The sequence below is a fragment of the Vibrio sp. 10N.222.55.B11 genome (genome assembly GCF_041473705.1).
Classification (GTDB): Bacteria; Pseudomonadota; Gammaproteobacteria; order Enterobacterales; family Vibrionaceae; genus Vibrio; species Vibrio crassostreae_C.
The window spans coordinates 108,469-123,358 of sequence record NZ_JBFRST010000004.1 but is presented as its reverse complement, the minus strand read 5'-3'; the positions used below and the strand labels follow the sequence as shown (position 1 = coordinate 123,358).

12 protein-coding genes are annotated in these 14,890 nt (G+C 44.4%); 5 read left to right on the top strand and 7 right to left on the bottom strand.

Features of this window, described 5'->3' with window-relative positions; genetic code table 11:
- Positions 1–71: 71 nt before the first annotated feature.
- Entirely contained in the window at positions 72–1,250 is a 1,179-nt protein-coding gene (locus AB4503_RS01670) for a hypothetical protein (RefSeq protein ID WP_017065980.1), read from the top strand.
- 104 nt (positions 1,251–1,354) lie between these two features.
- Here AB4503_RS01670 and nhaC read toward each other — a convergent pair whose 3' ends face one another.
- Positions 1,355–2,791 carry a Na+/H+ antiporter NhaC gene (nhaC, locus tag AB4503_RS01665; RefSeq protein ID WP_372113458.1) on the bottom strand — a complete coding sequence of 479 codons (1,437 nt, stop codon included), beginning with the start codon at positions 2,789–2,791 and terminating at the stop codon, positions 1,355–1,357.
- Positions 2,792–3,291: 500 nt separating this feature from the next.
- On the opposite strand from nhaC, the gene asd reads away from it, so the two are divergent.
- Entirely contained in the window at positions 3,292–4,410 is a 1,119-nt protein-coding gene (gene asd, locus AB4503_RS01660; RefSeq protein ID WP_017061186.1) for an aspartate-semialdehyde dehydrogenase, read from the top strand.
- Between the two features lie 152 nt (positions 4,411–4,562).
- Here the strand turns inward: asd and AB4503_RS01655 are convergent, their stop codons facing one another.
- Positions 4,563–5,405 (bottom strand): ion transporter, encoded by an 843-nt coding sequence (locus AB4503_RS01655; RefSeq protein ID WP_372113606.1) that lies wholly within the window; start codon positions 5,403–5,405, stop codon positions 4,563–4,565.
- A gap of 149 nt (positions 5,406–5,554) precedes the next feature.
- On the bottom strand, positions 5,555–6,193 hold the full coding sequence (locus AB4503_RS01650) for a YchE family NAAT transporter (protein WP_017061184.1): 639 nt from the start codon (positions 6,191–6,193) through the stop codon (positions 5,555–5,557).
- Between the two features lie 638 nt (positions 6,194–6,831).
- On the opposite strand from AB4503_RS01650, the gene adhE reads away from it, so the two are divergent.
- Positions 6,832–9,537: a bifunctional acetaldehyde-CoA/alcohol dehydrogenase gene (gene adhE, locus AB4503_RS01645; RefSeq protein ID WP_017061183.1), complete on the top strand. Its 2,706-nt coding sequence runs from the start codon at positions 6,832–6,834 to the stop codon at positions 9,535–9,537.
- 186 nt (positions 9,538–9,723) lie between these two features.
- Here adhE and AB4503_RS01640 read toward each other — a convergent pair whose 3' ends face one another.
- The 3 genes from AB4503_RS01640 to sodB all read right to left on the bottom strand — a co-directional run bounded on the left by AB4503_RS01640 (position 9,724) and on the right by sodB (position 12,021).
- Positions 9,724–10,407: an SDR family oxidoreductase gene (locus AB4503_RS01640; protein WP_017063454.1), complete on the bottom strand. Its 684-nt coding sequence runs from the start codon at positions 10,405–10,407 to the stop codon at positions 9,724–9,726.
- A 278-nt stretch (positions 10,408–10,685) separates the two neighbouring features.
- Positions 10,686–11,189: a VC2046/SO_2500 family protein gene (locus AB4503_RS01635; protein WP_276202729.1), complete on the bottom strand. Its 504-nt coding sequence runs from the start codon at positions 11,187–11,189 to the stop codon at positions 10,686–10,688.
- Between the two features lie 247 nt (positions 11,190–11,436).
- Entirely contained in the window at positions 11,437–12,021 is a 585-nt protein-coding gene (gene sodB, locus AB4503_RS01630) for a superoxide dismutase [Fe] (RefSeq protein WP_004734050.1), read from the bottom strand.
- A 269-nt stretch (positions 12,022–12,290) separates the two neighbouring features.
- On the opposite strand from sodB, the gene AB4503_RS01625 reads away from it, so the two are divergent.
- A complete protein-coding gene (locus AB4503_RS01625) occupies positions 12,291–12,629 on the top strand; it encodes a Grx4 family monothiol glutaredoxin (protein ID WP_004741702.1) in 339 nt (112 codons plus the stop codon).
- A 98-nt stretch (positions 12,630–12,727) separates the two neighbouring features.
- Positions 12,728–13,357: a DsbA family protein gene (locus tag AB4503_RS01620; RefSeq protein WP_017063456.1), complete on the top strand. Its 630-nt coding sequence runs from the start codon at positions 12,728–12,730 to the stop codon at positions 13,355–13,357.
- 191 nt (positions 13,358–13,548) lie between these two features.
- Here the strand turns inward: AB4503_RS01620 and AB4503_RS01615 are convergent, their stop codons facing one another.
- On the bottom strand, positions 13,549–14,874 hold the full coding sequence (locus AB4503_RS01615) for a Na+/H+ antiporter family protein (protein WP_029235135.1): 1,326 nt from the start codon (positions 14,872–14,874) through the stop codon (positions 13,549–13,551).
- Positions 14,875–14,890: the final 16 nt, after the last annotated feature.

Sequence of the window (14,890 nt, the reverse complement as noted above, 5' to 3'; positions counted from 1 at the left end):
ACAGGATTTTTGACAATACTATGACGAAGCGCTCATACAATCAGCGCCCTTAGTCTTTGTCAGAGGTTTATATGTTACGAGTTTCGAGTCGAAGTTGGATGGTGTTGGTGCTTAGCATTGTGCTAAGTGGTTGTTCTCTCTTAGAAGTTAAGTTAGATAGTCAAACGACGCCTCTCACTCAACAAGAGTTAAATGCTCGGATCATGACGCGTGAATACGCCAAGATGTTCTTTACACGAGTAGAAGATTCGGCCGATCTCATCGCGCAATCTTACCCTGCTGATGACACCTTACATCAATCTTATGTGTTGCTTTGGAAGATCCATGCAGAGCAGGGCTTACAACAAGCGGCTTACCAAACTTCCCCTATGTCTGCGTTAATTGACTCGTGGGTTTTCACTGCCCAAATGAATCAGTTTTATAGCCAAGGCGACGGCGCGGATCTGTTCGCGACGGATGATGCAGTAGAGACCGCTCGTTTTCTTGATCAAGAAGCCGAGAAGCTGGCAAAGGGTGTATTGAGCTCGAGTGATTTCAAAAACAGCAAAGCGTTCGTTGCGCAGTTTTCTGCTAGCCACCCATTTAAAGACCTCACATTCAGAAGCACACCTGCTTACCGTGAATGGCTAAATTACCTTGGTAAAGACGAATCGCAAATCGTCCAGAGCTTAGGCACCATGCCAGAAGCAATGAGTGACGCATCTGATCGTTTAAGCCTTATGGCTGACCAGACACCAAAACTGATGTCGTGGAAGGCGGAGTTGGTTGCATTGAATAGCTCACTAACGGGTGAAGACCTATCGATGACGCTGGAAAGCCTTCGTCAAACATCAGCAAGCATGCAAGACTTCATTGAGAACAATCCGGAGTACATGCAAACACTGGCTTCTATTATGTCGACAGAAATGCAACCATTGCTCAACGACCTCAGTGATAAAACCGACCAAAAATTAGCGATGTTGAGCGATGAACGTGTGGCTTTAGAAAAAATGGTGACACGTGAGAGAGAAGCACTTGTAGAGATGATTGCGAAAGAGCGCATCGAGATTGCGGGTATTGTGACTTCAGAGAGAGAACTGTTCACACAAGACCTTGATCGCGTCTCTCAAGAGGTGGTGGTACTTGCGATTGATAAACTGATGGAGTTAATCAAAGGTGTGATTATCTACTTCATCCTGTTTATCTTAGTGGTGTTCTTTGCTCCGTTAGGTATCGGTTACTGGTTGGGTAAACGAACCGCCAATAAATAGATAAATAAGTAAATCAGCAGATCAAAAAAGAGCGCTCTAGGGCGCTCTTTTTGCATTTATCCATTAACGTTTTGAGTTACGTTCGAAAGCGTTAGCTCCTGAACTTAAGCTTGTTGCTTGCTTAACTCGGTCGCTTCTTCAGCTTCAAACACTGGTGCTGTTGGTTCACACTTATCAACGAACCAACCCATGTAAGATGTCACGATAGTCACGATGATACAGATGAAGCTTAACCACATGAAGGGTGCGTAAGACAGCGTCGCAACACCAAGAATACTCGCCATGTAGATACCGTTATCACTCCAGGGAACCATACCCGACGTTAGCGTGCCACCAAACTCAGCATTACGCGATAGGTTCTTACGCTTGTAGCCTAAACGGTCGTAGTTTTTCGCACAGATTTTTGGCGTAAGGATTAACGATACGTACATTGCAGAACCGAACACGTTACCCATGAAGGCCGTACCAATTGTGCTCGTCGCTAGTGAGCCTGCGCTGTTTACGCGGCGCTCAAACACCTTAGCGATTGTCTCTAGTACGCCCACTTTATCCAGTAAGCCACCGAAACCTAGACCAAATACGATAACCGCAACTGAACCTAGCATTGAAGACATGCCGCCACGGTTAAGAATCGAATCAATAAACTCTACGCCAGATGAGATTGAGAACGGTGCCCAAGCCGTGTTGAATGCCGTTAGGAAGTCGATATCTTGGATCATGACTGCCCAGATAATACCCAGCAGAGAACCAAAACTGATGACCGGGAATGAAGGCATACGGAAAGCCAACAGACCAAGCACGATAAGTACCGGAACGAATGAGTAAGGCGTGATGTAGAACTGAACTTCCATCGCTTTGATGACAGAGTCTACTTGGCTCATGTCAACGTTGCCCGCGTAGTGGAAACCAAACGCAGTAAACATGATGCCTGTAATCACGTAGCTGATTAACGCAACTGGAAGCATGCCCTTGATGTGTTCAACCACTTCAACACCAGACATTGAAGAAGCCAGAATCACTGAATCAGAAAGAGGAGACATCTTGTCACCGAAGTAACAGCCTGACAGCACGGCACCTGCAGTAATCGGTGCTGGAACACCTAGGCCTTGGCCGATACCCATCATCGCGATACCTGCTGTACCCGCAGCACCCCAAGAAGTACCGGTCGCCAATGCAGTTAGAGAACAGATGATCATGGTCGCTAAAAGGAAGATAGAAGGGTGGATAGCTTTCAGACCATAGTAAATGATAGTAGGTACGATCCCGCCTGAGATCCAAGTACCAACAAGAGCGCCAACGGCTAAAAGTATTAAAACCGCGCCTAAGCCATTGGATATTCCTTTGAGTGCTGCTTTTTCTAAGTCTTTGTATTGGTGTCCAAGACGAATACCAAGAACCATGATAATGAACCAGCCAATATACAAGGCAAGTTGAATTGGAAGGTCAAGCTTTGCAGTAAAGGAAAAAGCAAGGGATAGAAATAGTCCTAACGCGATGAATACCTGCAATAGGTTCGGTAGGCGAGTTTTACTCTGCTTCATAAAAGCCTCTTGTGATTTCGAGCATTTATAGTGCTTCGTTATAGTGTGTGGTGCAAAACGGACACTACAGTAATTAGTTTATTATATCGAAAAAATACGCCCAAGTTGTGATATTTGACTGTTAACTCAATCAATTGTGGTTTCATAATCTAAATTTTTGTTACATTCATGGTTGTTACATGTTGAAATCTGTCGCACGTTGTTTTCGTTTTGTAAAATAAAACTCTGATTAACCTTGGTTTAAAAGAGGGATTTACTGTTTGTGATGAGCGTCGATTGAATCGACTTTGGCGATGTAAATGTTTGAATTTAACGATAATGGACGCTTAATCAATGAGGTGGAGATGGAATGTCGATACAGAGATAACTGCACGATTCATTACGTTCACTTAAAAGAAACGAAAAAGTTACACTTTTTGACAAAAAGCACTTGAGTTCTGTTTCTGAAAAACTTATAGATGGGGGAGAGCAATTTTTAATTTATACATGGAGAGTGAGCGATGAGAGTAGGTCTAGTTGGTTGGCGCGGTATGGTTGGTTCTGTACTGATGCAACGTATGGTTGAAGAGAAAGACTTCGACTTGATTGAGCCTGTTTATTACAGCACATCTCAGATTGGTATTCCTGCCCCTGTTTTAGGTGGTAAAGATGCGGGTCTACTTCAAGACGCTTTTGATATTGATAGCCTAAAACAGCTTGATGCTGTGATTACCTGTCAAGGCGGCGATTACACATCAAAAGTATACCCAGCACTGCGTCAAGCAGGTTGGAAAGGTTACTGGATTGATGCAGCATCTACTCTGCGTATGGATGCTGATTCAATCATCACTCTTGATCCTGTTAACTTGGCTCAAATCCAGCAAGGCATTCACAGCGGCACCAACACGTTCGTTGGCGGTAACTGTACTGTGAGCTTAATGCTTATGGCTCTAGGTGGTCTGTACGAGAAAGGCATGGTTGAGTGGATGAGTGCCATGACTTACCAAGCAGCTTCTGGTGCGGGTGCTAAGAACATGCGTGAGCTGATCTCACAAATGGGTGTGATCAACGACAGCGTAAGTTCTGAGTTAGCAAACCCTTCAAGCTCAATTCTTGATATCGATAAGAAAGTGGCTGATACGATTCGTTCATCTTCATTCCCAACAGACCAATTTGGTGCTCCGCTTGCAGGCTCACTGATTCCTTGGATCGATGTGAAGCGTGAAAACGGTCAGAGTAAAGAAGAGTGGAAAGCCGGTGTTGAAGCGAACAAGATTCTTGGTCTAGATGGTCAGCCAATCCCAATTGATGGTACTTGTGTACGAATCGGTGCAATGCGTTGTCACGCTCAAGCACTAACGATCAAGCTTAAGCAAGACGTGCCAATGGACGAGATCGAAGAGATCATCGCAACGCACAATGATTGGGTTAAAGTGATTCCTAATGACCGCGACATCACGGCACAGGAGCTAACACCAGCGAAAGTAACAGGCACAATGTCTGTACCTGTCGGTCGTCTGCGTAAGATGTCGATGGGTAACGACTTCCTAAACGCCTTCACGGTTGGTGACCAACTACTTTGGGGTGCTGCAGAACCACTACGTCGTACTCTACGCATTATCCTTGCTGAGAAATCGTAATAGGCAAGATTGCTTAAATTCTATTAGCTGATAAACCGAAAGGGTTGACGACAAACGTCAACCCTTTTTAGTTTATTGCTACCTCGTTATTCGGCCCTCGAAACTGCCCTTAAATCTCTTCGCATCTCGCTACTCGAATCTCGTGTCTGCTTTTATTTCTCGTCGGTGACGACACGCTTGTCTGGATCCGCTAATTCGCTAGCACAGTGCTTGCAATACATGGCGTCTGAATCATGACCCGCTCGGTTACAATTCGGGCACTTAACCAACTCTTTGTGCGAGTTCATCTCATTACTGAGTTCTGCAGTAATGATCCCGGTTGGCACTGCTAAGATAGAGTAACCCAATAGCATGGTCAGTGATGCTATGGCTTTACCAAGCGCGGTCTGCGGCACCATGTCACCATAACCTACCGTAGTGATAGTCACGATGGCCCAATAGATACTGTGAGGAATACTGGTGAAGCCATTGTCAGGACCTTCAATAACAAAGATCAAGGCGCCAAAGATAACCACCAAGATGCCGACGGTGCTAAAGAAGATCAGTATCTTTCGTCGTGCCATTAATAGTGAGCGCAACAGAATATTGGAATCTTGCAGGTAGCGAACCAGCTTTAGAATTCGGAAGATACGCATCACACGCAGCAGTCTCACCACACCCATAAATGAAGCGCCTGGGAAGATGATTGCTAGGTAGGTCGGAAGAATCGCCAATAGGTCAACGACACCATAAAAACTGGTGGCGTAAGATTTTGGCTTTGGGGAGCAATAGAGCCTTAACAAATACTCAAGAGTGAAGAGTGCAGTGAAGGTGTATTCGATATAACGCAGCTGTTGTGACCATTCGGTCATCACATTAGGGATGGATTCTAAGATCAGAACCAACAGCGAAGCCAAGATTGCAACGATCAGAGTTATATCAAATGCACGTCCGGGTGGCGTGTGAGTACCAAAGATAATGACGTACAAATGATGCTTGAGTGGCTTGCGTGACATAAGGAGAGGTTCGTCTTCTGTTAAATGCATTAACAGTCATTATACAAGCTTCATAATAACGAGGCGAGTGAAAGCCCAATTGCTTTACTCGCCTCATCTATATTTCAATATTGTTGCCCTTTATAGAGCAACCGAAATGTTGTTAAACGTTATGCCAAGCCTGGGAACAGATTACGTAGGCCATTGGCGATGAACTCGATGCCCAATGCGCCAAGAATCAGACCCATGATACGAGTGATCACGTTGATACCCGTTTGACCTAAAAAGCGAACGATAACCGGCGCTGAACGGAACAAAAGCCAAGAGCACGTTGCGAATGCGATGATGCTAATGCCGATGCCGACCGTATCAATAGCAGCAGGGTAGCGAGAACCATAAACAATGGTCGAGCTGATTGCACCTGGGCCTGCCATTAGCGGCATAGCAAGTGGAACAACGCCGATCTGCTCTTTGCTGATGTATTCAGACTTCTCTTGTTTGTTCTGCTTATCTTCACCGAGCTTACCGCTCATCATCGAAAATGCGATGCTCAATAACAGTAAGCCACCAGCAACGCGGAATGAATCCAACGAGATGCTAAACATATCAAGAAGCATTTGCCCTGCAACAAGTGACATAATCAAGATCACGGCAACAGCAATATTTGCTTGTAAGGCTGTCCTGTTCCTCTCTTCTGGCGGCATATGAGCAGTAAGAGAAACAAAAACAGGCATGATGCCGATTGGGTTTACGGCAGCAACAAGCCCAAGGAAGAATTGCATAAAAATTGCGAGTTCTAAGCCTTGCATGAGAGCGATCTCCAGTTAGCGTACTTAAGGTTGAAGGGTTGATCTGTGAATAGTTTAGGCGCGTAATGTAAGGGACAAACTCAATTTACGCGAATGAAAAAAACTAACTTGAAATGGGTGATTCTTTTTAGAAAAACTAATTGAATCTCACTTTTGTTTTAAGCCTGTTGCAAGCTAGTTGGTAGTGTTTCATTTTGTAATTTATTATTGAGTAACTGTTAACCGACGCACGAAATTAATAAAAATTATGTCAGAATCTAGCCCGTACAACGCTATGGATATACTCTCAGTAGCACGAATATAGCTGTATACATGTAATTTAACGGACCAAAAATGAAACTTTTTTACAGTTTATTACGCTATGTAGAAAAAAGTTGTCTGTTTGCTTGTTTTTTGCGCGAACGAAAAGTGTGAGTTTAATCTATATAAATCATGCTCTTAAGTTCATTTTTGCGATTGCCTTACTACTTTCTGGTTAATTCTTTTTGGGTAACTGATCTGGGTCAATTTTTTTCACACAGTGAAATAATATACTCAGCCCTGAAAGCAATTTACTAAGAACGCTGGTGTTTAAGGTTAACGGCAAGCAGCGAATTTAATAAAAAGTTTTTAATATTTATTATTTTAGGAGATCCACCATGCCTGTAACTAACTTAGCGGAACTTGATGCTCTAGTAGCTCGCGTTAAAGCAGCACAAGAAGAGTTTGCAACATTCTCTCAAGAGAAAGTAGACGCAATCTTCCGCGCAGCTTCTCTTGCTGCTAACCACGCTCGTATTCCACTTGCTCAACAAGCAGTTGCTGAATCTGGAATGGGTATTGTTGAAGATAAGGTTATCAAAAACCACTTTGCATCTGAATTTATCTACAACAAATACAAAGACGAAAAAACATGTGGCATCTTAGAAGAAGATGACAACCTAGGCACAATGACTATCGCTGAGCCTGTAGGTATCATCTGTGGTATCGTTCCAACAACGAACCCAACTTCTACAGCAATCTTCAAATCTCTAATTTCTCTTAAGACACGTAACGGCATCATCTTCTCGCCACACCCACGTGCAAAGAACTCAACTAACGACGCAGCGAAACTAGTTCTAGACGCAGCTGTTGCAGCTGGTGCTCCAAGAGACATCATCGGTTGGATCGACCAACCATCTGTAGAGCTTTCTAACGCGCTTATGAAGCACGACGGTATCGCACTTATCCTTGCTACTGGTGGTCCAGGCATGGTTAAAGCAGCATACTCTTCTGGTAAGCCTGCTATCGGTGTTGGTGCTGGTAACGTTCCTGTCGTTATCGATGAAACAGCTGACATCAAACGTGCTGTAGCATCTATCCTTATGTCTAAGACTTTCGATAACGGCGTAGTATGTGCTTCTGAGCAAGCTGCAATCGTAGTTAGCGAAGTATATGACGAAGTTAAAGAGCGTTTCGCTTCTCACAAAGCTCACGTTCTATCTAAAGCTGACGCTGATAAAGTACGTAAAGTTCTGCTTATCGACGGCAACCTAAACGCTAAAATCGTAGGTCAACCTGCTCCAGCAATCGCTGAAATGGCTGGTGTTAAAGTTCCTGCTGATACAAAAGTACTTGTAGGTGAAGGTCTTGGTAAAGTTTCTTACGATGACGAATTCGCTCACGAGAAACTATCTCCAACTCTAGGTCTATTCCGCGCAGATGACTTCGAAGACGCAGTTGCTCAAGCGGTAACTATGGTTGAAATCGGTGGTATCGGTCACACATCTGGTCTTTACACTAACCAAGATACTAACGCAGACCGCATCCGTTACTTCGGTGACAAGATGAAGACTGCTCGTATCCTAATCAACATCCCGACTACTCACGGTGGTATCGGTGACCTGTACAACTTCAACGTTGCACCTTCTCTAACTCTAGGTTGTGGTTCATGGGGTGGTAACTCTATCTCTGAGAACGTAGGTCCTAAGCACCTTATCAACAAGAAAACTGTAGCGAAGCGAGCTGAAAACATGTTGTGGCACAAACTACCTAAGTCTATCTACTTCCGTCGTGGTAGCCTTCCAATCGCAATGAGCGACCTAGAAGGTAAGAAACGCGCATTCCTAGTAACTGACCGTTTCCTATTCAACAACGGTTACGCAGATGACGTAGTTAGCTTGCTTAAAGCACAAGGCATCGAAGTTCAAACTTTCTTCGACGTAGAAGCGGATCCAACGCTATCTGTTGTTGAGAAAGGCGCTGAAGCAATGAAGAGCTTCCAACCTGACGTAATCCTTGCTCTAGGTGGCGGTTCTCCAATGGATGCTGCTAAGATCATGTGGGTTATGTACGAGCACCCAGAAACTCACTTCGAAGAACTAGCAATGCGCTTTATGGACATCCGTAAACGTATCTACAAGTTCCCTAAAATGGGTCAAAAAGCTGAGCTTGTATGTATCACTACAACTTCAGGTACAGGTTCAGAGGTTACTCCATTCGCTGTTGTTACTGACGACAAGACTGGTGCTAAATACCCACTAGCTGATTACGAAATCACGCCAAACATGGCTATCGTTGATGCGAACCTAGTAATGAACATGCCTAAGTCTCTAACAGCGTTCGGTGGTTACGATGCAGTAACTCACGCTCTTGAAGCTTACGTATCTGTTCTAGCGAACGAGTACTCAGACGGTCAAGCTCTTCAAGCTCTTAAGATGCTTAAAGAATACCTACCATCAAGCTACAAAAATGGTGCGGCTGACCCAATAGCTCGTGAGAAAGTACACAACGCAGCAACTATCGCTGGTGTAGCATTTGCGAACGCATTCCTAGGTGTGTGTCACTCAATGGCTCACAAAATTGGTGCTGAGTTCCACCTACCACACGGTCTTGCTAACGCACTACTTATCTCAAACGTTGTACGTTACAACGCGAACGATAACCCAACTAAGCAGACTGCATTCTCTCAGTACGACCGTCCACAAGCACGTCGTCGTTACGCTGAAGTTGCTGACCACCTAGGCCTAAGCCAAGCTGGTGACCGTACAGCTCAGAAGATTGAACGTCTACTGACTTGGTTAGAAGAGCTTAAAGTTGACCTAGATATCCCACTATCTATCCAAGCTGCGGGTGTTAACGAGTCTGACTTCATCGCTAAACTAGACGAGCTAGCTGTTGAAGCGTTCGATGACCAGTGTACAGGTGCTAACCCACGTTACCCTCTAATCACTGAGCTAAAAGAAGTTCTAACAACTTCTTACTTCGGCCAACCATACGTTGAAGGCGAAACTTTCGAAGGTACTACAGTTATCCTTAAGAAAGCAGACCAAAAGCCAGCTGAAGCGAAAGCGCCAAAAGCTAAAAAAGAAAAAGCTAACGCATAATAAGTAAGCATTAGTTTTGAGATAAGTTTTCGCTAGCACGATACTTATCTATCGGGAAAAGATGAAAGCCCCAGTCGAGAGACTGGGGCTTTTTTTATGTTTGGTTCGTTTGTAAAACGGATTGAGAGGCAATAGCTCTGCTACTTAATATGAGCTGAGCCAGTCATGTTCAATTGGAATAGGGAGTTAAACCTCTGCCGCGACAACTCGCCCACTGAAGTAGTCATTCGAGACAATGTATTCGGTTGTTCTGGTCAGCTCGTCTTGCAGCTGCGCCCAGTGACATCGGTTGAGCTTGCCATCGGAGTTATGAACGGCGGGAACAACGCCACCGACTCGAATGCCAAAGGGAGTCAGCTCTTTCGCCCAACTATGGGTAAAGCCAGTGATCATTGAGTTTGCGCTCTCTAAGCCAGACACATCGTGAAAGTCATCATGAGATATCACATTCACAATCACGCCTTCCTTATCTTCCTCTCGCAATCTCTCAGCACTGATTTGCCCAAATGCGAACAGGGTCGATGCCATCGATGAGAGATCATTAATAAAGCTGCTCACAGGCTGATCGCCAATTAGGCTAGGCATTGGGGAGCTTATCCAGTTATTGACCAGCACATCGGGTGTCGTGTTGAAGGTGGTTTGAATAAAATCATATACGCTGAGAATCGCTTGGCTGTCATTGCCTTTGAGCGTGTAGTGGTAAACAGAGTCAGAAAACCGGGCACACTGTAGATACGTCGCTTTAAGTGCTTCCGTGTCTTTATCACAAAGGATGACGGTGGCTCCAAGGTTAACAAAGTGGTTCGCAATCGCCCCCCCCAGTAGCGAGCCGGCAGATGTCACCAATATGATTGAGCTTTTTATTTCCATCCCAGTACCTAAACAAATCGTCCATGTCGGATAAGGATGGGTTAAAATTTATACAACGGGTGTGAATTGGTTCAAACTAAGGTGTGCCAATTAATAAGTTTTTATGAACTTAGTGGCACGTCACATTTTGTAGTAACTTCAAGCGGTAACCGACATCAGGTGTTTTTAGGTTGCCTAAGGCTAGTGGTTCATATCATTCGTGTGAATACTTTGAAGTGTGCGAGTTAGTCGAAGAAGAGCTATGGATAGACAGCGAAAAAGGGAAAGGTAGGTGATCGCTATACTTGAGCTTGAATTTGATACCGACGTTGCGCGGTGGTTAGCTCATTGTAGAGCGTGGCATGTGGCAAATCAGGTAAATGCTTGTTTGCGAGTTTGCGTCGGTCATGACCAGAAAGGTTTTGGTAAACCTCTTCGGGTAAGTCGGCTGTATCTTCAGGCATGAAGGCAAGCGCTTCAGGTTTCAAGTAATGGCTGAGTTTGGCGCTGGCAAGGCTAGCTTGATGAAAATGATTAGATTGCTGAGCTGAAATCTCATATGAAGATTGGTTTGAACGCAGTTGTTGAGGTTCTGCTACGCCAAATTGTTTGCGCAGGCGATCTTCATTTGTCTCTGTGATTTCAATGGTGTCAATTGGCGTGCAATCACGGACATCATTAGAAAACATAGATAGCAGCAACGCGAAATCTGCACGGCGACCTTGCTCAACCGCTTGGCTGATCCCGATGCCGAACTTCAGTTCGTTGATGATTCCTGCTTTGTCTAAAGTATGTATTTGCATGTCGCCTCTCATTGGATACACCTTTAACGGCATGGAGTCGGCAAACTTTAGTGTTTAATTACAGGCAAATAGAGAATTTATGTAGGGTTGGGAAGAAGGCTATCAATAATTCGAGAAGTAAGCGCTATTGGCGGGTTTATTACGAAATGTTTAGATTTTGTGGAACACGACAGATACAAAAAAGCTCACGCCGAGGCATGAGCTTTCAATAGATAACTCGCTATAAATAGCGCAGCGTAAGCAATAATTACTTAGCTAGGTTCTCTTCTACGAAAGACCAGTTTACTAGGTTCCAGAATGCAGCCATGTAGTCAGGGCGAACATTGCGGAAATCGATGTAGTAAGCGTGTTCCCATAGGTCAACAGTTAGAAGTGGAGTAACACCTTCTTCTGTTAGAGGAGTAGCAGCGTTAGAAGTGTTAACGATGTCTAGAGAACCGTCAGCTTTCTTAACTAACCAAGTCCAAGAAGAACCGAAGTTGTTGATTGCTGAATCAGTGAATTTCGCTTTGAATTCTTCGAAAGAACCGAATGCAGCGTTGATAGCTTCTGCAACAGCGCCAGTTGGTTCGCCGCCCGCTTTAGGAGCAAGACAGTGCCAGTAGAACGTGTGGTTCCAGATTTGAGCAGCGTTATTGAAAACACCACCAGTAGAAGTCTTAACGATCTCTTCTAGTGTTTTGCCTTCAAACTCAGTACCTGGGATAAGGCCGTTTAGCTTAACAACGTAAGTGTTGTGGTGCTTACCGTGGTGGAAATCTAGCGTTTCTGCTGAGATGTGTGGTTCTAGCGCGTCTTTCGCGTAAGGAAGAGCCGGTAGTTCAAATGCCATTGCTCAATTCTCCATTGATATGAAAGAGTTAACTCTTTCGATTGCTTCCAGTGATATTATTATTCATGGCTCGCTATACTGCCAACCATGGTCAATTTGCTGACTTGCGATATAGTTTAGCAAGTTTTTACTTTATTAAAAGCTTATTTCATTACTTTTGTGTGAATTGTTAGCTTAGCTTGTTAACCGCTTTTTTTATATGGTTTTTATTCTTTTAGTTTGGGGTAGAATAAAGGCAATAAAAGCCGTAATCCATTAACGAGGAAGCAATGGAAACTATCGATAAAATCAAACAGCAAATTGAAGAAAACACTATTCTACTGTACATGAAAGGTTCTCCTAAGCTACCTAGCTGTGGTTTCTCTTCTCAAGCGTCTCAAGCTCTAATGGCATGTGGCGAAAAATTTGCTTACGTAGATATCCTACAAAACCCTGATATCCGTGCAGAGCTTCCTGCTTACGCACAGTGGCCAACTTTCCCACAACTTTGGGTTGAAGGTGAGCTAATCGGTGGTTGTGACATCATTCTTGAGATGTTCCAAAAAGGCGAACTTCAGCCAATCATCAAAGAAGCAGCGGCTAAAGTTGCTGGCGATGACGCTGAATAAGTTCTAGCCTTTGCGCTGAATAGTTAAAATGAGGGGCCTTAATCAGGCTCCTTTTTTGTTTGAATTGATCGAATCATTGACTCGATAAGGAATGAACAATGAACGTAAAACTTCATTATGTGCATGATCCAATGTGCAGCTGGTGTTGGGGTTACAAGCCAACACTTGAGTTATTGAAACAACAATTGCCTGCGAGCATTGAGTTTAACTATGTAGTGGGTGGTTTGGCCCCGGATTCTGATGAGCCAATGTCAGAAGAGATGAAAGGCAAGCTGCAAGCGATTTGGAAGCAGATCGAAGCTAAGTTGGGTACTGAGTTTAACCATGATTTTTGGACAAAGTGCCAACCTGTTCGCAGTACTTACCCTGCGTGCCGTGCCGTGATTGCTGCAGGTTTTCAAGACCACTACGAAGCGATGCTTGAAGCGATTCAACATGCTTACTACCTTCGTGCGATGTTGCCACATAGCCAAGACACACATTTGCAGTTGGCTGAAGAGCTAGGTATGAATGTTCAACAGTTTGAAAATGACCTTTCTAGCAAGTTATTGGAAAGTGAGTTAGATGACCAGCTAGGCTTTAAAGAAGCGATGGGTGTATTTTCTTACCCGACCTTAATGCTTGAAGTGAACGGCATCTTTAGTGAAGTTGAATTGGATTATCATTCAACGGAAGCGACGCTTAAGTCTATTCGCGAAATTTTAGTGAGTAATGCTCCCGCTGCGTAATTCAGCGAGAGTCATCTGTATTCGCAATGATTTCTAAGGCTTACTCATCAGAGTAAGCCTTTTTTGTTTGGTGTCGCTAGTTCAATGAGAGTGAGCGGAAGGAAGAGTAGAATGAATCTCAGAGACAAAAAAGACCGCACGAGGCGGTCTTTATAAAAGTGAGCGTAGGACTGTTTAACTACAGAACCTAATTACAGAACCATGGCTGCAATCCAACCGAATACGATCAGTGGGATGTTGTAGTGCAGGAACGTCGGTACTACGGTTTCCCATACGTGCTCGTGTTGACCATCAGCATTTAGACCAGACGTTGGACCTAATGTTGAGTCAGAAGCCGGAGAGCCCGCATCACCAAGTGCAGCAGCTGTACCTACTAGAGCGATTGTTGCCATTGGCGAGAAGCCAAATGCTGCTGCTAGTGGAACGTAGATAGTTGCAAGGATTGGAATCGTAGAGAACGAAGAACCAATGCCCATAGTAACCAATAGACCAACAATTAGCATAAGTAGTGCTGCTAGAGGCTTGTTGTCGCCGATGCTTGTTGAAAGTGCTTCAACCAGAGATTCAACGCCACCTGTTTGCTTCATAACTGCCGCGAAACCTGCTGCTGCAATCATGATGAAACCGATCATTGCCATCATGTGAACACCCTTGGTGAAGACATCTTGTGTCTCTTTCCAAGCAATAACGCCACCGAAGGTAAATACCATGAAACCCGCTAGAGCACCGATGATCATAGAGCCAGTCGATAGTTGAACTGTTAGCGCTGCTACGATACCAGCTGCTGCTACTAGGATGTGCTTCTTGTTGATCTCTTTCACTTCTGTTGAAACAACAGTGTGAGAGGTTTCTTTGTATTGGCGAGGCTTACGGTAAGTAAAGAATACTGCAGTAAGGAGACCGAAGATCATGCCTGCTGCTGGTAACAACATTGCCATAGGTACTTGGCTTGCTACAACGTTTTCAAGACCATTGTCGTGAAGGTTTTTAAGCAGGATGTTGTTTAGGAAGATGCCACCAAAACCAATCGGTAACACCATGTAAGGTGTAATCAGACCAAAAGTCAGCACACACGCAACTAGACGACGGTCTAGGTTCATTTTTGCGAATACGCCTAGTAGAGGTGGGATTAAGATTGGGATGAAGGCGATATGTACCGGAATCACGTTTTGCGAAGACATGGTCACTAAGATCAACGACGCAAGCATGCCGTATTTAAGACCAGTCGATGCTGCACTGTTCTCTTTGCCGTGAATGCGTTTGATAACACTTTGAGCAAGGAGATCTGTGATACCAGAACGTGAGATAGCAACAGCGAATGTACCAAGCATAGCGTAGCTAAGTGCAATCGTTGCACCGCCGCCTAACCCACTTTCGAAAGCCGCGACTGCGTCGTTCAAGCTCATACCAGAGGCTACGCCACCGATAATTGCACTGAACGTCAGAGCAACGACTACGTTTACGCGCATCAAAGCTAAAACAAGCATGATGCAAACTGAAATTACAACAGGATTCATATTATTCTCGGGATGT